At 54.6% G+C, this 17432-nt stretch carries 14 protein-coding genes; 3 read left to right on the forward strand and 11 right to left on the reverse strand.

Annotated features, from left to right (window positions below; translation table 11 throughout):
* Positions 1-14 precede the first annotated feature (14 nt).
* The 9 genes from FHW66_RS04685 to FHW66_RS04725 all read right to left on the reverse strand — a co-directional run bounded on the left by FHW66_RS04685 (position 15) and on the right by FHW66_RS04725 (position 12822).
* Entirely contained in the window at positions 15-2684 is a 2670-nt protein-coding gene (locus FHW66_RS04685; protein WP_183378530.1) for a FimV/HubP family polar landmark protein, read from the reverse strand.
* Between the two features lie 308 nt (positions 2685-2992).
* On the reverse strand, positions 2993-4099 hold the full coding sequence (gene asd / locus FHW66_RS04690; RefSeq protein WP_183378670.1) for an aspartate-semialdehyde dehydrogenase: 1107 nt from the start codon (positions 4097-4099) through the stop codon (positions 2993-2995).
* A gap of 77 nt (positions 4100-4176) precedes the next feature.
* On the reverse strand, positions 4177-5247 hold the full coding sequence (gene leuB / locus FHW66_RS04695; RefSeq protein WP_183378531.1) for a 3-isopropylmalate dehydrogenase: 1071 nt from the start codon (positions 5245-5247) through the stop codon (positions 4177-4179).
* Positions 5248-5355: 108 nt separating this feature from the next.
* Positions 5356-6003 (reverse strand): 3-isopropylmalate dehydratase small subunit, encoded by a 648-nt coding sequence (gene leuD / locus FHW66_RS04700; RefSeq protein WP_183378532.1) that lies wholly within the window; start codon positions 6001-6003, stop codon positions 5356-5358.
* Positions 6004-6017: 14 nt separating this feature from the next.
* Positions 6018-7418 (reverse strand): 3-isopropylmalate dehydratase large subunit, encoded by a 1401-nt coding sequence (gene leuC, locus FHW66_RS04705; RefSeq protein ID WP_183378533.1) that lies wholly within the window; start codon positions 7416-7418, stop codon positions 6018-6020.
* A gap of 145 nt (positions 7419-7563) precedes the next feature.
* Positions 7564-8661: a chorismate synthase gene (gene aroC, locus FHW66_RS04710; protein ID WP_183378534.1), complete on the reverse strand. Its 1098-nt coding sequence runs from the start codon at positions 8659-8661 to the stop codon at positions 7564-7566.
* Positions 8662-8768: 107 nt separating this feature from the next.
* On the reverse strand, positions 8769-10655 hold the full coding sequence (locus FHW66_RS04715; RefSeq protein WP_183378535.1) for an MFS transporter: 1887 nt from the start codon (positions 10653-10655) through the stop codon (positions 8769-8771).
* Between the two features lie 196 nt (positions 10656-10851).
* Positions 10852-11301 (reverse strand): CBS domain-containing protein, encoded by a 450-nt coding sequence (locus FHW66_RS04720; RefSeq protein ID WP_183378536.1) that lies wholly within the window; start codon positions 11299-11301, stop codon positions 10852-10854.
* Between the two features lie 198 nt (positions 11302-11499).
* The gene (locus FHW66_RS04725; RefSeq protein ID WP_255458813.1) at positions 11500-12822 is read right to left on the reverse strand and encodes a YihY family inner membrane protein; all 1323 of its coding nucleotides are present in this window, start codon (positions 12820-12822) and stop codon (positions 11500-11502) included.
* Positions 12823-12987: 165 nt separating this feature from the next.
* On the opposite strand from FHW66_RS04725, the gene wrbA reads away from it, so the two are divergent.
* From wrbA to FHW66_RS04740, 3 genes are all read left to right on the forward strand, one after another.
* A complete protein-coding gene (gene wrbA / locus FHW66_RS04730; protein WP_183378537.1) occupies positions 12988-13596 on the forward strand; it encodes an NAD(P)H:quinone oxidoreductase in 609 nt (202 codons plus the stop codon).
* A complete protein-coding gene (locus FHW66_RS04735) occupies positions 13597-13992 on the forward strand; it encodes a DUF2069 domain-containing protein (protein ID WP_183378538.1) in 396 nt (131 codons plus the stop codon).
* A gap of 96 nt (positions 13993-14088) precedes the next feature.
* Positions 14089-15504 (forward strand): FAD-binding oxidoreductase, encoded by a 1416-nt coding sequence (locus FHW66_RS04740; RefSeq protein WP_183378539.1) that lies wholly within the window; start codon positions 14089-14091, stop codon positions 15502-15504.
* A 57-nt stretch (positions 15505-15561) separates the two neighbouring features.
* Here FHW66_RS04740 and gorA read toward each other — a convergent pair whose 3' ends face one another.
* Entirely contained in the window at positions 15562-16917 is a 1356-nt protein-coding gene (gene gorA / locus FHW66_RS04745; protein WP_183378540.1) for a glutathione-disulfide reductase, read from the reverse strand.
* Between the two features lie 185 nt (positions 16918-17102).
* Positions 17103-17333 carry a hypothetical protein gene (locus FHW66_RS04750; RefSeq protein WP_183378541.1) on the reverse strand — a complete coding sequence of 77 codons (231 nt, stop codon included), beginning with the start codon at positions 17331-17333 and terminating at the stop codon, positions 17103-17105.
* Between the last annotated feature and the right edge of the window lie 99 nt (positions 17334-17432).

The raw sequence follows: 17432 nt of genomic DNA on the forward strand, positions 1-17432 counted from the left end.
GCGCCAGCGCTGCGCTACATGAGTTTGCTCATCATGTCCTTGGCACGTTCAATCTGGCTGTCATTACCACCGCGAATGACTTCTTCAAGCAATTCCAGCGCACCTTCCTTGTCACCAATTTCCTGATAAGCCTCGGCCAGATCAAGCTTGGTTGACATCTCTGCGGCAAAAGCAGACTCATCATCCTCCATGCCAGTTGCCTCGCTCGCCGGGTCAGGCATCTCCAGCTCAATCGGTGCTGGTGCTGGTGCTGGTGCTGGTGCTGGTGCTGGTGCTGGTGCTGGTGCTGGTGCTGGTGCTGCCACAGGAGCCGCGACTTCAGGCTCTGGAGCAGGCTCTTCGGCAGCCGGTTCATTCGCACCACTGTCGAGTTCCAGATCAAAGTCAATCTTGCTGCCAATATCCGCTGCCGCGCTCGCTGCTGCAGGAATTTCTGCCCCCTTGAAATCATTCAGATCAAATTCAAGACCAGCATCCGCATCGGCCTCAGCGGCTGGCTTGGCTGGTGGTGCCGGTGGTGGCGGTGGTGGTGGCGGTGGCGGTGCAATTTCTTCCACCAACTCTTCCGGCTCTTCCACAGGCGCACTATAGAGTGGATTTTTCGGATCCAGCACCATTCCCATTGCGGCCGCAGCCTCCCAATCAGCACCTTTACCGCCGGTGGCATCATGCAACTGGAACGCAACAGTATTGAACGCTTCCGTATCCTTGCGTTTGTAGAAAATATCCAGCAACTTCGCATGCAACGCCAGACGTTCAGGTTCGTTTTTCAATGCGGCGCGCAAGATGGCCTCAGCCTGCTCGTCTCGGCCCATTGCAATATATTTATCTGCTTGCTCAATCGGATCACCGGTTACCTCAGGTTCAGCTGCAAGCGTATCGACTGCTTCGTCACCGCCACCACCTTCCACTTCGTGCCCATCATTTTCGCCTGCGCTAACTTCAGCGGCAGCGGCCTTTCTCTTGTTGCGAACACGAACAACACCCCATGCAGCCAACAATGCGACCAGCAAACCTGCTGAGGGAATCGCGAAAGGATTGTCCTGAATGCGATCAAAAAAGCCTGGCTTGCGAATCGGCACTGGGACCGGCGCAGGCTGCAGTTGCACTGGTGGTTTCGCCTCAACCGGTGGCGCAGCAGTGGTTGCTGGTGCGTCAGTTGCCGGCGCATCAGTTGCAGGCGGGGTTGTCGCATCGCCGGTTTTCTCAGCCATCGGCGCTGCAGACTTCTCGTCAGGCGCAGGCTTGGTATCGGCGTGCTTGGTCTGCGGAGTCATGTCAGCCAGCGTCTTGTTCTTGATCTCGAGCAGTTTTTGGAGATCGCTGACGTTCTTCTCCAACTCCTTGACCCGCTCATTTGCTTCGGCAATCGCCTTGTCCGCAGCAATCTTTTCTTCTGCAGCAGCCTTGTCACCACTGCCAACACCAGCCTTGGACAATTGCAGTTTATCCTTGGCGTCGCCGCTTCCGGACTTTTCTTCCACTCTGGCGGTAATTTTGCCGCCACCACTACGTTTGGCTTCACCGGCATCGCTCGCCGCACCGCTGGCGACCTGGCTTGCCAGCTTGTTACGATAGCGATTGAAATCCTGGGCCTGAGCGACTACGACAGCGCGTGCATCGGGCTGATTGATCGCTGCTGCTGTGCCGTTATCAGGCAAATTCAGAACGTGACCGGCACGCAGGCGATTCATGTTGTCGCCAATAAATGCATCCGGATTGGCACGGTACAGCGCTACCAACATCTGGTCCAGCGAGACGGTTGCATCCTTGCTGCGCCCGGCGATCTGGCCCAGGGTATCGCCTTCCTTGACGCGATAAGACTTGTCGCCCTGGCTATCTGCCATGCCATCGCTGTCCTTGTGCATATCGGCACGGCCCGCTCTGGATCCCTTGCCCGCCTTGCTGCCCTTGCCATCTGCCATCGCAGACTCAGAACCCAAGGTTTTCGCTGCTACCGCTGCAGGCACAGGGGCATTACTTGCATTGCTGTTGTCGCTGCGGCCATTCCGGATAAGGTCTTCCGCCAAAGCGGATGGCGCCGGTCTGCTGACAATGCGCGAGGTCGGCTCTTCATCATTGATGCTGGGTGCCGATGCTGGTGCAGCTGCTGGTTTCATTGCACCAGTTGCCATTGGCGCAGCCTCTGGCATAGCCGCCTTGGCCTCTGCCATTTTGGGCTCTGGCAGCATCGCCGGTGCCGTTTCTGCGGCCATCGGTGCTGCAGCAGGTGGCGAGACCTGTGCCGTCTGTGGCTTGCGCATTTCTGGCGGATCGAGCAGGAAAGTGTATTCACGTATTTGACGATTACCGCCGCGCAGCTCCAGCAACAAATCGATGAATGGCTCATTGACTGGCTGCGAAGACGTAATGCGAATCACCTGCTTGTCGCCTTGCTTTTCAACCGAAAACCGCAGCGATAACAGGACAGGATTCAGCTCAATATTGGCCTTACGAAACGCATCTTCAGGTGCCAGCCGGGCACCTAACGTGCCCTCTTCACTGGATGTCACCGATGTCAGTTCGATTTCAGCTCTCAGTGGCTGGCCCAGCGACGATAAAACAGTCAGCTTGCCCAAACCGGCAGCCTGCACGCTGAGCGGCAAGGTGAACACCAGAGTGAGGGCTACACTGAGTTTCTTCAGGCGGGAGAGCGGAAAATTATTATCAGTATGTAAAGGCATTTTTATATGGTTAGGTAGACGTTCTGCCAAAGAAGGCCTGAATCCCAAAAAATTATTTCATCAATGACCTAAAACCAAAAAACCGGGTGGCACTGCCAATCTACTGACATTGATGAAATAAATTCTGATTTTTCAACATATCATCAAGAACTTAGCCCTGCAAGTGTAACCAAGTTCTCAAAATGGTCAAAAACCCGCCAGGGTTCCGGCAAAGGAACACATGGCGGGTCAATGTTGCAAAATGACAACAAAATCGAAACAGGGATCGATGCTGCATCCCGCTGTTCCGAGATCGAATCAAGACCGCATTATTTACCAAGAATGATGCGCAACATACGACGCAGCGGCTCTGCAGCACCCCACAGCAACTGGTCACCAATCACGAATGCAGAAATATATTCTGGTCCTTGATTGAGTTTGCGCACACGACCGACACCAATTTCCAGACCACCGGTAATCGCTGCAGGCGTCAATTCCTTGACGGTGATACCACGATCATTTGGCACCCATTTAACCCATTGGTTGCCAGACTTGATGATCGCTTCGATTTCTGACAGGGGCAAATCACGCTTGAGTTTAATGGTCAGCGCCAGGCTGTGACAACGCATTGCACCGATACGCACACACAAACCATCAACCGGAATGATGTTGGTATTACCCAGGATCTTGTTCACTTCAGCCTGACCCTTCCATTCTTCCTTGGATTGGCCATTTTCCAGCTGAGCATCGATCCAGGGGATCAAACCGCCCGCCAGCGGCGCACCAAAGAACTCGGTTGGGACATCTTCGCGAATGGTCTTGGCAACCTTGCGATCAATATCCAGAATCGCCGACGATGGTGTCGACAGTTCTTCGGCAACCGATGCATTGATCACACCCATGCCCTTGAGCAGTTCACGCATGTGATTAGCACCGCCGCCAGAAGCCGCCTGATACGTCATCGAACTGACCCATTCGACCAGGTCTTCCTTGAACAGGCCGCCAACACCCATGAGCAGAATCGAATTGGTACAGTTGCCGCCGATGTAATTCTTGACACCCTTGGACAAGGCATCGCGAATCACATTGTCGTTGACCGGATCCAGCACGATTACGGCATCATCCTTCATGCGCAAGGTCGAAGCGGCATCGATCCAGTAACCATCCCAACCGGCTGCGCGCAGCTTGGGGAAGATGTCGGTGGTGTAGTCGCCGCCTTGCGCGGTAATAATGATGTCGCATTTTTTCAATGCTTCAATGTCGTTGGCATCTTTCAGCGTCGTTGCCGTTTTGGCAAACGACGGCGCTTTACCGCCCGCATTCGAAGTTGAGAAAAATACCGGTTCGATGTGATCGAAATCACCCTCGTCCTGCATGCGTTGCATCAGGACCGAACCCACCATTCCACGCCAGCCTACCAAACCAACCAGTTTCATCATCTTTCCCTAAGTCTAAGTAATACTTCCATGATTAAACAAACAACGTTAAAAAAACCACCTCAGTGCAGCTGATTTCAGCCCAAAGCCTTGACGACAGCGTCGCCCATTTCCTTGGTGCTGACCTTGGTGGTGCCTGCTTCATAAATATCAGCGGTGCGCAGCCCTTGTGCAAGCACTTTTTTTACGGCGAGCTCAATCCGGTCTGCCTGCGTTGCCTTGTTGAGCGAAAAACGCAACATCATTGCTGCTGAAAGAATGGTTGCCAGCGGATTGGCAATGCCCTTGCCTGCGATGTCAGGGGCCGAACCATGTGATGGCTCGTACAGGCCCTTGTTGTTGGCATCCAGCGATGCAGAGGGCAACATACCGATCGAACCAGTCAGCATGGCTGCAGCGTCCGACAGAATGTCGCCAAACATATTACCGGTCACAATCACGTCAAAATTCTTGGGTGCTTTAACCAGTTGCATGGCGGCGTTGTCGACATACATATGGCTCAGCTCAACGTCCGGATATTCCTTGTGCACGTCAGTCACGATGTCTTTCCAGAACTGGAAAGTTTCCAGCACATTGGCCTTGTCCACGCTGCACAGGCGCTTGCCGCGCTTAGCCGCTGCCTGGAACGCCACGTGTGCAATGCGACGGATTTCCGGCTCACTGTAGCGCATGGTATCGAAACCTTCACGGGCGCCCTTGAACGGACCGTCCGGTGCTTCACGCATGCCGCGCGGCTGACCGAAATAAATATCCCCATTGAGTTCGCGCACGATCAGGATATCCAGACCAGCGACCAGTTCAGGCTTGAGCGAGGAGGCACCGGTCAGTTCGGGATAGCAGATTGCCGGACGGAAGTTGGCAAACAGCTGCAGGTGCTTGCGCAAACCGAGAATAGCCTGCTCGGGACGCAAGGGACGATCCAGTGTGTCGTACTTCCAGTCACCGACCGCACCAAACAGGATGGCATCGGCATCCTTAGCCAGCTGCAGGGTTGAATCCGGCAACGGATGACCATGCGCCTCGTAACCTGCACCGCCGACCGGAGCGGTTTCCATTTCAAATTTTTCGTCGAGCTGGCCCAATACCTTCACGGCTTCGTCGACGATCTCGGGACCAATGCCATCACCTGGCAAAATTGCAATCTTCATATCGTTTCTTTTCAATCCTGAAAAATAATATTGCCGGCGCGATCCTCGACTGTAAAAACATCGAAGACTGCGCCGGCCAATCTGAAACTGCTATCCCTGCTTGAAAAATCAGATGGTGTTAGCCAACCATGGTTGTTCGTACAGGTGACGCTCTTCGAAGGCGCGGATTTTGTCCGCTTGGCGCAAGGTCAGACCGATGTCATCGAGGCCGTTGAGCAGGCAGTATTTGCGGAATTCACCAATCTCAAACGGGTAAGTCTGACTACCGTTGACGGTAGAAATGATCTGTTTTTCCAGATCAATGATCAGGCGGAAACCGGGGAATGCTTTGACTTCATTGAACAGCTGGTCGATCTGTTGCTCGGAAAGCACGATCGGCAGCAAGCCATTCTTGTAGCAGTTATTAAAGAAAATATCGGCGAAGCTAGGCGCAATCACGGCACGGAAGCCAAATTGATCGAGCGCCCAGGGAGCATGTTCGCGCGAAGAACCGCAACCAAAGTTCTTGCGTGCCAGCAAAATCGATGCCCCCTGATAGCGCGCCTGATTCAGTACGAAGTCCGGATTGAGGGGGCGCTTGCTGTTATCCATGCCTGGCTCGCCATGATCCAGATAACGCCACTCATCGAACAGGTTCGGACCAAAACCACTACGCTTGATCGACTTCAGAAACTGCTTGGGAATGATGGCGTCGGTATCGACATTGGCGCGATCCAATGGCGCAACCAGACCATCATGGACAATGAATTTATTCATGATATTTACCGATCTTACAAAGCACGAACGTCAACAAAATGGCCTGCGATACCTGCGGCTGCGGCCATCGCTGGGCTGACCAGATGGGTACGACCACCAGCACCCTGACGTCCTTCAAAATTACGGTTCGAGGTGGAAGCGCAACGCTCGCCCGGCTCCAAGCGATCAGCATTCATGGCCAGACACATGGAGCAACCTGGCTCACGCCATTCAAAACCGGCATCCTTGAAAATCTTGTCCAGACCTTCACGCTCAGCCTGTTCCTTGACCAGACCAGAGCCAGGTACGACCATGGCCAGCTTGACGTTGGAAGCGCGGAACTTGCCACGCACGACAGCCGCTGCCTCACGCAGATCTTCAATCCGCGAATTGGTACAGGAACCGATGAATACTTTGTCGATCCGAATATCGGAAATTGGCGTATTGGGCTTGAGCGCCATGTACACTAACGCCTTTTCCATACCGTCGCGCTTGGTTGCATCCTTTTCTTTGTCAGGATCAGGCACACGACTATCGACCGAAACCACCATTTCAGGCGAGGTACCCCAGGTCACTTGCGGCTTGATCTCGGCAGCATTGAGGGTAACAACCATATCGAATTTAGCACCCGGATCAGATTGCAGTGTGCGCCAGTACGAAACAGCGCGCTCCCAATGTGGACCAGACGGCGCAAACGGACGTCCCTTCAGATAATTGATCGTGGTGTCATCGACCGCCACCATGCCAGCGCGGGCACCCGCTTCAATAGCCATGTTGCAGACCGTCATACGGCCTTCCATGGTCAGCGAACGAATGGTCGAACCGGCAAATTCAATCGCATAACCAGTACCGCCGGCGGTACCGATTTTGCCGATCACGGCCAGCACGATATCCTTGGCAGTCACACCAACTGGCAACGCACCGTCGACCTGAACCAGCATGGCTTTGGATTTTTTGGCCAGCAAGGTCTGTGTCGCCAGCACATGCTCCACTTCGGAGGTGCCAATACCGTGCGCCAGACAGGCAAACGCACCATGGGTGGAGGTATGAGAGTCGCCACAAACAACGGTCATACCAGGCAAGGTTGCTCCCTGCTCAGGGCCGATCACGTGGACGATGCCCTGACGTTTGTCATTCATGCCGAAATAGGTCAAACCGTAGGTTTTGGCATTCTCATCGAGGGTTTCGACCTGCAGCCGCGAAATCGGATCAGCGATACCGTTGGCACGATTGGTCGTTGGCACGTTATGGTCAGCAACCACCAGATTGGCAGCATTGCGCCATGGTTGACGATTGGCTAGCTTGAGTCCTTCAAACGCCTGCGGGCTTGTTACTTCATGCAATAGATGTCGATCGATATACAGGATGGCTGTGCCATCTTGCTCGGCGTGAACGACGTGGGATTCCCAGAGTTTGTCATAAAGCGTTTTAAGCATGATGCAGGCGTGTCGTAGCGACACCAGTCGTTGAAAATGAACGGATGATTATGCCATAAACAGGCTCTACCCGAGTTGTCAATATGGTTTTAGCATCTGCTTGCCATCGGGCAGGCAATTGCCTACCCGCACCATCATGACTATTTTATTGCCCGGGAGGAATTTTTGGCGTCGCAACCCGTACATCGCCGCATTGCGCGCGATGACGCAAGGCATGATCCATGAGTACCAGTGCCAGCATGGCTTCTGCAATAGGCGTGGCACGAATGCCAACGCAAGGGTCGTGGCGACCGAAAGTTTCCACGGAAGTGGACTGACCGGCCTTGTCGATCGATGGGCGCGGCGAACGAATGCTGGAGGTTGGCTTGATGGCGATCGATGCAGTAATGTCCTGACCAGTCGAAATGCCGCCCAGAACGCCACCAGCATTATTCCCGACGAAACCCGCTGGCGTCAGCGCGTCTCCATGTTCGGTGCCCTTTTGCGCAACCGACTTGAAGCCGGCGCCAATTTCTACACCCTTGACCGCGTTAATCCCCATCAAGGCGTAAGCAATTTCGGCATCGAGCTTGTCATAGATTGGCTCACCGAGGCCGACCGGCACATTCTGCACCACCACATCAATACGCGCACCACAAGAGTCACCATCCTTGCGCAGGCCGTCCATGTAGTCTTCCAGCTGATTAATGATGCTGGCATTGGCGGCAAAGAACGGGTTCTCGCGCACATGCTCCCAGGATTCAAATGGAATCGCGATCTCACCCAATTGACTCATGCAGCCTTTGAAGGTTGTGCCATATTGTTCGAACAACCACTTCTTGGCCACCGCCGCCGCACCCACCACGGGCGCAGTCAGGCGCGCCGACGAGCGGCCGCCGCCGCGTGGATCGCGGATACCGTATTTGTGCCAGTAGGTATAGTCGGCATGTCCCGGACGGAAAGTATCGAGCAGATTGCCGTAATCTTTGCTGCGCTGATCCTGATTGCGAATGAGCAAAGCGATTGGCGTACCGGTCGTCTTGCCCTCAAACACACCAGAGAGGATTTCGACCGTATCGGGTTCCTGCCGCTGCGTGACGTGACGCGACGTTCCCGGTTTGCGACGGTCCAGCTCGGGCTGAATATCCGCTTCCGACAGCGTCATGCCCGGGGGACAACCGTCAATCACGCAACCGATGGCCGGGCCATGGGATTCGCCAAAAGTGGTAACCGTAAATAGCGTGCCAAGGGTGTTGCCGGACATAAAGAAGCTCTGCTGTGAGTTGGATGGAGAGAAGGCGATTCTACCAGTGCAGCGGCCTCAGCTGCTAGTGAGCACGAAGATCCGTGCTCTCCATCCGCTTGGCAACGCTACTTCCACGCTCCACGTAATGCCTTGACGCGTTGCTGCAACTGTTCCGGCGTTGCCTCCGCTGGGGCCAGCGGAGCGCCAACGACCAGCTCAAGACGTGAAAAAGGACCGCGCTTGAAGGAACGCTGGAAGGGATTGCCGCCGCCACGCGTCAACAAACTGCCCCACAGACCTCGTAATGCCATTGGAAACACTGGTACCGGTGTGCGCTCGATAATCTTCTTGACGCCGCCTTTGAATTCGCTGATCTCACCATCCCGCGTCAACTTACCTTCAGGAAAGATGCACACCAGATCACCTTCATGCAAAGCCTGCGCGATATCGACATAGGCTTTCTCCATGATCCATGGATCTTCCTTGGCCGATGCAATAGGGATTGCACGCGCCGTGCGGAAGATCCACGATAACAGCGGAATCTTGAAAATCTGATGATCCATCACGAAGCGGATCGGACGTGGACTGACGGCCATGATCACAATGGCATCAACGTAGCTGACGTGGTTGCATACCAGCACGGCAGCACCACGCGCTGGAATCAATTCGGCATTGATGGTGCGAACACGATGGATGGTATGAATCAGCAACCATGCCAGGAAGCGCATCAGGAATTCAGGTACCAGCGAGAAGATATACAGGGCCACCAACGCATTGAGCCCCGCTGTGATCAGAAATATTTCGGGAATCGTCAAACCAGCGCGCAGCAATACCAGCGCCAGCAATGCGGATACCACCATGAACAGGGAGTTCATGATGTTCATCCCGGCAATGGTGCGCGAGACATGCTGCGGGTCACAACGGGTCTGAATTACCGCAAACAGTGGCACGATATAGAAACCACCAAAAACACCTATCAGCAGACAATCGAACAAAATCCGCAGACTGCCATGCTGCACCAAGAATCCGACGATGTTAACTGCCTCCTGCGCCTGATAGCTCAGGCTGGCGAAATAAAGATCCACCCCAAATACGGAAAGCCCGATGGCACCGAATGGCACCAGTCCGATTTCCACCTTATGCCCGGACAAGCGCTCACACAACAGTGAACCTGCGCCAATACCGACCGAAAATGTTGCCAGCAACAGCACGAATACGCCGTGATCGCCGTGCAGATAATTCCTCGCGTACAAAGGAAATTGCGCCAGCATGATGGCGCCATAAAACCAGAACCAGGAGTTGCCCAGCATGGACAAAAACACCGGACGATTGGCACGTGAGAAGCGCAAATTGCGCGCCGTCTCGGAAAACGGATTCCAATTGATCTTCAACTGCGGTGCCGGCGCCGGCGACAATGGAATCGCCAGACTAGTCAGCCAGCCAATGACTGCAAAGGAGATCGTGACGACAGCAATGACTTCGAGTCCGAACGGCTTACTCACGACCAGTACTGCACCAAGAATTTCTCCCAGCAAGATACCAACGAAGGTTCCCATTTCAATGACACCATTGCCACCGACGAGCTCCTCCGCCTTAAGCTGCTGCGGCAAATAAGCGTATTTGACTGGCCCAAACAGCGTGGAATGAATGCCCATACCAACGACCGCCGCTACCAGCAGCCAGAGGTGATGCGTCATCCAGCCATAGGCTGCGATACCCATGATGACAATTTCCAGTAACTTCACATAGCGCGCGAGTCGTGATTTTTCCATCTTGTCAGCCAACTGCCCCGCCGTGGCAGAAAACAGGAAAAACGGCAAAATGAACAAACCTGGAATCAGGTTAGTCAGCAAACTGGTATCAAGCTTGGTCCAGCTCAGCGCGTCATAGGTAATGATCGTCAGCAGTGCCGTCTTGAACACATTATCGTTGAGTGCACCCAGAAACTGCGTCCAGAAGAAGGGGGCAAAACGGCGCTGACCAAGCAGGGAAAACTGGTTCGATTTACTCATGGAGCATGCGTTGATGGGGTATTTGAGGGTGGAGAAGCGCCATCATCACCAATAGCGTCAATTCCGAGACTGTGACAAATAGGCAACAATATAGCCAATAAAAAACCGTTCATGCAAGCATGAACGGTTCCCATCGTCGGTTTTCAATGCCCTTCGCCGTCTGCAATCCTGCACATGCGCTCGGGCGTAGACGATGTCAGCTGTTTTCTTCTTCAGCCGGCCAGTCACGAATGTAGGCCTTGAGCATCTTGTTTTCAAAACCCTGGGCATCCAGAACGGCCTTGGCCACGTCATAAAACGACATCACGCCCAACAGTGTCTTGGCATCCATGACAGGGACATAGCGCGCATGTTTTTCGAGCATGATGCGGCGCACTTCGTTAAGATCCGTGTCCGGCGTCACCGTAATCGGATGATCGTCCATATGCTTACGGACAGTATTGGGTCCAACCGAGCCCTTGTTTTCCTTCAGGGTATTGAGCACTTCGCGGAAAGTCAACATACCCACCAGTTCGCCAAACTCCATGACGACCAGCGAGCCGATATCTTTTTCGGCCATCGCCTCAACCGCATCGACAATCGGTGTGTCAGGTGTCACGGTGAAGAGAATATTGCCTTTGACTTTTAGAATTTCAGAGACTTTCATGGTGTCATCCTCAAGTTATTATGGCCTTGAAAGGTTGGGCTAGCCGTGATGACCGCCTATCACTTTCTGGCGGTTCTATCCGGAATGTAGACCATGCAGATCCAAAAATCTACAAGCACATCCCGGTAAATGTCATGGTACGAGGTTTCTGGGCGCTTCGGCAACTCAGATTTCGTGTCAGGAATGAAATTTTCCAGTTCAGCCCGGATGGGCAACGACGCTTCGTTCCTTTACGCCAGCCACTGGCTGCTGTAGGCAAAAATAGTCGGTCAGACTCTGATTGAGTGCTACGGCAATAGTCCCGTGGATCCTGTCAAGCAATGGCTGATCCTCAGGTGCATGCATAATCGCATCAAAGACAAACAGGCGGTAGACTTCATCGAGCTTGAGCAAGTCAGGATTGACGATCAGCGTCCAGCTATCCAGCCCATCAAGCACACGTTTGTTCCACGCAGCCTTTTTCGGTGCTTCTGCCTTGATCGATCCGACCCAGCCGGCCTCCAGCATCTTTTGCAACAAGTTCTGCAACTCCTCTAACCCCAGATGCGTGCGCGCGCGCAGCAAGCCCATGTCTACCGTCGAAGTTTCGGCATTGGTGCGCGCGTGGTGGAGAATTCTCAGCACCTGCAAGGCATCCACAAACTCGCTGCCCGGCACTGCTATATGCCACCAGCGCTCATAACGCACTACCGGCAGCGCCGCAGTCAACAAAGCACCCACCAGTGTAATCATCCATAGCATGTAGATCCACAACAGGAAGATAGGCAATGCTGCAACTGCACCATAGACCACGGTGTAAGTGGGAAACTTGAGGACATAGGCTGCAAACAGGCGCTTGGCAATTTCCACACCAACGCCTGCCAGCAAGCCGCCCCAGATAGCATCGCGCCAGTCTACCCATTGATTGGGCACCATGACATAGAGCAGCGTAAAGGCAGCCGTAGTCAACAGTACCGAGATCAGCGTAAAGAAGCTGGCACCAATTAGCGGCACGCTGGTTACCACGCCATTGGTTGCAGAATACAGGGTGGATGTGACGCTGAAGGAGACACCAATCAATAACGGTCCCAGCGAAATGATGGCCCAATAAACCAGGATGCGCTGTAACACGGGTCGCGATTTCTTGACGCGCCAGATTTGATTGAACACCCGGTCAATGGTCGCCATGGTCAGGACCGATGTCAGAATCAGTGCCACCCCACCCAACGCCGACAAGCGTGCTGATTTTGCAGAAAACTGATTCAGATAGCCCAGAATCGTACTGGCCACGCCCTTGGGCATCAGATTTTGTACAAAATAGGCTTCCAGCCCATCGCGAAAGGTATTGAACAGCGGGAATGCGGTAAAGATGGCAAGCGCAATCGTAAATAGCGGTACCAGTGACAGCGTGGTCGTAAAGGTCAGACTACCAGCCACCTGCGGCAGACGATCCTCACCCAGCCTTTGCATGGCAAAGCGCAACAGATTACGCAACTGGTTTCGGGTCAGGCCGTGCATGGGCTTAAATAATGTGGACAGCATGAAACAATCAAAAAATTAAAAGACTGGGCGGCGCAACACCGCCTCGGGCGAGCACAACAAGGAGACTGCACAGGTACTAAAAAAGTGCCAGAAAAAACCCAAAAAACGCCCCACAGGAACTGCGTACCGCTGCGATGATGAAGTAAAGGCTCCTATAATACCAACATGACACAGACATCCATCACGATACTCATCCTCTACTATTCACGGCACGGGTCAACCCGCAAGATGGCGGAACTCATCGCCCAGGGTGTTGAGAGTGTAGCCGGCTGCGATGCGCGCCTGCGCACGGTGCCGGCGGTCTCCACCGTGACCGAGGCGAGCGCTCCTGATATCCCTACGGAAGGCGCACCGTATGTCGAGACGCTCGACCTGGAACAATGCGCTGGCCTGGCACTGGGCTCGCCAACCCGCTTTGGAAACATGGCAGCTGCCATGAAGTATTTCTGGGATGGCACCGCACCGCAGTGGCTCTCCGGCGCATTGGCAGGAAAACCGGCCTGCGTCTTCACCTCGACTGGCAGCATGCATGGTGGCCAGGAATCAACCTTGTTGTCGATGATGTTGCCGCTACTGCATCACGGCATGCTGGTACTCGGGCTGCCCTACACCCAGCCGGAACTGATGAGCACCACGACCGGTGGCACGCCCTACGGTGCCAGTCATTGGGCTGGCGTGAATGGTCATCAGGCGATTTCCGACGATACCCGGGCGCTGGCTATTGCACTTGGCCGACGCCTCGCACAAAACGCCGTCAAACTCCAAGGTGCCTAAATGACCATCTCCCGTATCCGCTTCCTGCATCTTGGCGCTGCCATCAGCCTGGTTGCACTGATCGCCTTGTGTCTGGCCTGGGAATTGTGGCTGGCACCATTGCGACCGGGCGGATCCTGGCTGGTCCTGAAAGCGGTACCACTGCTATTTCCCTTACGTGGCGTATTCAAGCGCGATATCTACACCATGCAGTGGTCAGCCATGCTGATTCTGCTCTACATCGCCGAGGGTATCGTGCGCGCCACCAGTGACCGCGCAACAATGAGCATTACACTGGGTTGGCTGGAAGTTGGCATCAGCAGCATCTATTTTCTGTGCACCATCCTGTACCTGCATCCTTACAAAAAGGCTGCCCGCGAACTGACCCGTCAGGCCATTCAGAAAGCGTCGCGCTGAACCGGCGCGCAAGGTCCGCAATAACACTCAGCGATAATTCAGCAACTGGCGCAGCAACTCACCGCGCCGCTCTTGAAGGCGATGTGCCTGTCATCCATGAACGATTTTCTGCAATGCTGTCGTAACGCCATTGGAGGCGCCAATGTCCTGACTGAAGCTGCCGACACTGCCAGCTATCTGACTGACCAGCGCGGACGGTTTACCGGTCGCGCCTTGGCCGTTATCAAACCTGGTAATACCAATGAAGTTGCGGCCATCGTGAAGCTTTGCCAGCAGTATCAGGTACCGATCGTGCCACAAGGCGGCAACACGGGGCTGGTACTGGGCAGTGTTCCCGATACCAGCGGGCGCGCCATCGTGCTGTCGCTGACGCGCCTGAACCGCATCCGCACGGTCGACCCGATCAACAACACCATGACGGTGGAAGCCGGCTGCCTCTTGCAGCAGGTGCAACAGGCAGCGGCCGACGCTGGCCGACTGTTTCCGCTGTCACTGGCCGCCGAGGGCAGCTGTACCATCGGTGGCAATCTCTCTACCAACGCTGGTGGCACTGCCGTGCTGCGCTATGGCAATACCCGCGAGCTCTGCCTGGGATTGGAAGTCGTGACGGCGCAAGGCGACATCATGAGCAGCCTGCGCGGCCTGCGCAAGGACAATACCGGTTACGCCCTGCGTGATCTGTTCATCGGTGCCGAGGGAACGTTGGGCTTGATTACTGCTGCGGTGCTGAAGCTTTTCCCGCAGCCGCGGGCACAGGTCACGGCGCTGGTTGCCCTGCCCAGCCCCGAACATGCACTGAAACTACTGAATCTGGCACAGGCGCATTGCGGATCATCGCTGACAGGTTTTGAATTGATGTCTGCATTTTGTCTGGAACTGGTCATCAGACACTTCCCGCAACAACGCTTGCCATTCGAGCCATCTGCGCAACCCTCGCCGCACTTCGTCCTGCTGGAAATATCCGATAGCGAATCGGCAGAGCATGCGAACAGCCGTTTCGAAGACTTGATTGAGAATGCGCTGGAGGAAGCGCTCGTCAGCGATGCCGTGATCGCGACGTCAATTAACCAGTCGAAAGCGCTATGGCAACTGCGAGAAAGTATTTCCATGGCACAGGCGCGTGAAGGCAAAAATATCAAGCACGATATTTCGGTCCCAATTTCGCATATTGCCGAATTCATCCGTGTCACCGATGTGCTACTGCAGCAAGCTGCACCCGGTTGCCGCATGGTAACCTTTGGGCACCTGGGGGATGGCAATCTGCATTACAACGTCTCCCCTCCCATCGGCGTGACAGACACCGACTTCATCGCCCAACAGTCCGCAATCAATCGGGTGGTACACGACAGCGTTGACCGCTTTCACGGCTCGATCTCAGCCGAACATGGGCTGGGCGCACTCAAGCGCGATGAAATTCTGCGCTACAAGTCACCGGTGGAATTACAGTTGATGCGCTCGATCAAACAGGCACTTGACCCAGATAACCTGATGAATCCCGGCAAGGTACTCTAAATTACGCGTCTGCCGGTTCATCTGCAGACCAACCACATCGGACTGACAGTGTTGAACTTAGGCCACTGGCGTGCGCATCGTGACAAACTCTTCTGCCAGCGTCGGGTGAATGCCGATAGTGGCATCGAACTGTGCCTTGGTGGCGCCACAATTGAGCGCTACCGCAAACCCCTGAACAATCTCGCCAGCATCCGGCCCCACCATATGTACGCCGAGTACACGATCACTGTTGGCATCCACCACCAGTTTCATGAAGCTGCGTTCGCCATTACCGCTGAGCGTATGCTTGAGAGCCCTGAATTCTGACTTGAAGATGCGCAGCGTTTTGCCCTGTGCTCTTGCTGACTCTTCGCTCAAACCAACCGTGGCGACATTGGGATGACTAAATACGGCCGTAGGAATATTGTCATAAGAAATGGTGCGTTCACCCTGCCCGAACAGACGTGACGCTACAACCATCCCCTCTGCCAGCGCTACCGGTGTCAACGCCACACGATCAATGACATCGCCGATGGCGTGGATCGAAGGCACACTGGTCGTAAAATGTTCATTCACCCAGACTGCACCACTTTCTTGTAAGCGGACACCGGCCGATGCCAGCCCCAGACCTTCGGTATTGGCGTGACGCCCGGTGGCAAACAGCACACAATCAGCCATAAGCTGGTTGCCATCGGTGAATTGAATATCGCGTGCACCGGAGACATGCACGGTGATAGCGGCAATATTGTTTTCAAGCAGTACCGTGATGCCTTTCTTGCGCATCTCTGCCGTCAGAAAATCACCCAACGCACGGTCCATCCCTCGCAACAGATGTTGGCCGCGATAAACAAGTGTTACTTCGCTGCCGAGACCATTGAGAATCGATGCCAGCTCAACGGCAATATAGCCGCCACCGAGCACAACCGTGCGCTGCGGCAACGCCGGCAAATGAAAGAAATCATCTGAGGTAATCCCCAGCTCCTGTCCGGTAATCCCGGGCAAGCTGGGTCTGCCGCCAGTCGCCAGCAAAACGTGCGCTGCGCTGTATTGCTTGCCATTGATGCTAACAGTATGCGCATCCTCAAGGCAGGCATATCCCTCCAGTCGATGCACCTTGGCGCCGTCGAGCAAGTTGCGGTAGATGTCGTTGAGACGCAAGATTTCCCGGTCCTTGGCAGCAATCAGTGCAGACCAGTCAAGTGTTGGCGACACTTCGCTCCAGCCAAAACCACGCGCATCAGCAAAGTCTTCATGGAAGTGTGCGCCGTAGGACATCAGCTTCTTGGGAATGCAGCCCAGATTGACGCAGGTACCACCCCAGTCGCGTCCCTCGGCGATGGCAACGCGCGCACCATATTGCGCCGCAAATCGTCCGGCCCGGACACCGCCGGAACCACCGCCAATGATGAATAAATCGAAATCGTATTGCTGCATGGAGGAACCCTGTCACCGATGAAAAACGAAGGATGTGTCGATACACAGCACACCAAGGCAGGCAGAACAAACCTGCCGCCGCACGTTTCAAGCCTAAAACCTCAAGGCTACCAGATCCCTCTGCCCGACGTCTGTTGCACCACAAGGGTAGACCGAACGCACAGACGCAAGCATAAGCCAGTTACTCAGCGACGTGCCTTGGACAACACCAGCAACCAGCGCCGGAACAGGAGTACCTCCAGATGGCCCGGCTCAATGCCTGCACTGCATTCAATGACCGGATTGACACGATAACGGCGTACATAGGTGTCTCGGCAAACAAAAATTTCGCGACGGCCGAAGCGCAGACTGAATGATGAAGGGGTAGAAGATTCCAGACCAAAGCGTGCGCCTGAAGTGAGATCCAAGTGTGTCATGGCAGTGGTTCCTATCTCGAATGATGAGTCACCACTGTAGCACGAGTACTGTACAAATAAACAGTAGTTTCGCGAAGCGTTGTTTTTGTACAATCCACA

The organism is Herbaspirillum sp. Sphag64 (assembly GCF_014192645.1).
In the GTDB taxonomy this organism is placed as follows: domain Bacteria; phylum Pseudomonadota; class Gammaproteobacteria; order Burkholderiales; family Burkholderiaceae_D; genus Herbaspirillum.

Coding starts and splice junctions, on each gene's coding strand:
- FHW66_RS04685 (WP_183378530.1), bottom strand. CDS start 2,684: ATGCCTTTACATACTGATAATAATTTTCCGCTCTCCCGCCTGAAGAAA.
- asd (WP_183378670.1), bottom strand. CDS start 4,099: ATGAAACTGGTTGGTTTGGTAGGCTGGCGTGGAATGGTGGGTTCGGTC.
- leuB (WP_183378531.1), bottom strand. CDS start 5,247: ATGAAGATTGCAATTTTGCCAGGTGATGGCATTGGTCCCGAGATCGTC.
- leuD (WP_183378532.1), bottom strand. CDS start 6,003: ATGAATAAATTCATTGTCCATGATGGTCTGGTTGCGCCATTGGATCGC.
- leuC (WP_183378533.1), bottom strand. CDS start 7,418: ATGCTTAAAACGCTTTATGACAAACTCTGGGAATCCCACGTCGTTCAC.
- aroC (WP_183378534.1), bottom strand. CDS start 8,661: ATGTCCGGCAACACCCTTGGCACGCTATTTACGGTTACCACTTTTGGC.
- FHW66_RS04715 (WP_183378535.1), bottom strand. CDS start 10,655: ATGAGTAAATCGAACCAGTTTTCCCTGCTTGGTCAGCGCCGTTTTGCC.
- FHW66_RS04720 (WP_183378536.1), bottom strand. CDS start 11,301: ATGAAAGTCTCTGAAATTCTAAAAGTCAAAGGCAATATTCTCTTCACC.
- FHW66_RS04725 (WP_255458813.1), bottom strand. CDS start 12,822: ATGCTGTCCACATTATTTAAGCCCATGCACGGCCTGACCCGAAACCAG.
- wrbA (WP_183378537.1), top strand. CDS start 12,988: ATGACACAGACATCCATCACGATACTCATCCTCTACTATTCACGGCAC.
- FHW66_RS04735 (WP_183378538.1), top strand. CDS start 13,597: ATGACCATCTCCCGTATCCGCTTCCTGCATCTTGGCGCTGCCATCAGC.
- FHW66_RS04740 (WP_183378539.1), top strand. CDS start 14,089: ATGAACGATTTTCTGCAATGCTGTCGTAACGCCATTGGAGGCGCCAAT.
- gorA (WP_183378540.1), bottom strand. CDS start 16,917: ATGCAGCAATACGATTTCGATTTATTCATCATTGGCGGTGGTTCCGGC.
- FHW66_RS04750 (WP_183378541.1), bottom strand. CDS start 17,333: ATGACACACTTGGATCTCACTTCAGGCGCACGCTTTGGTCTGGAATCT.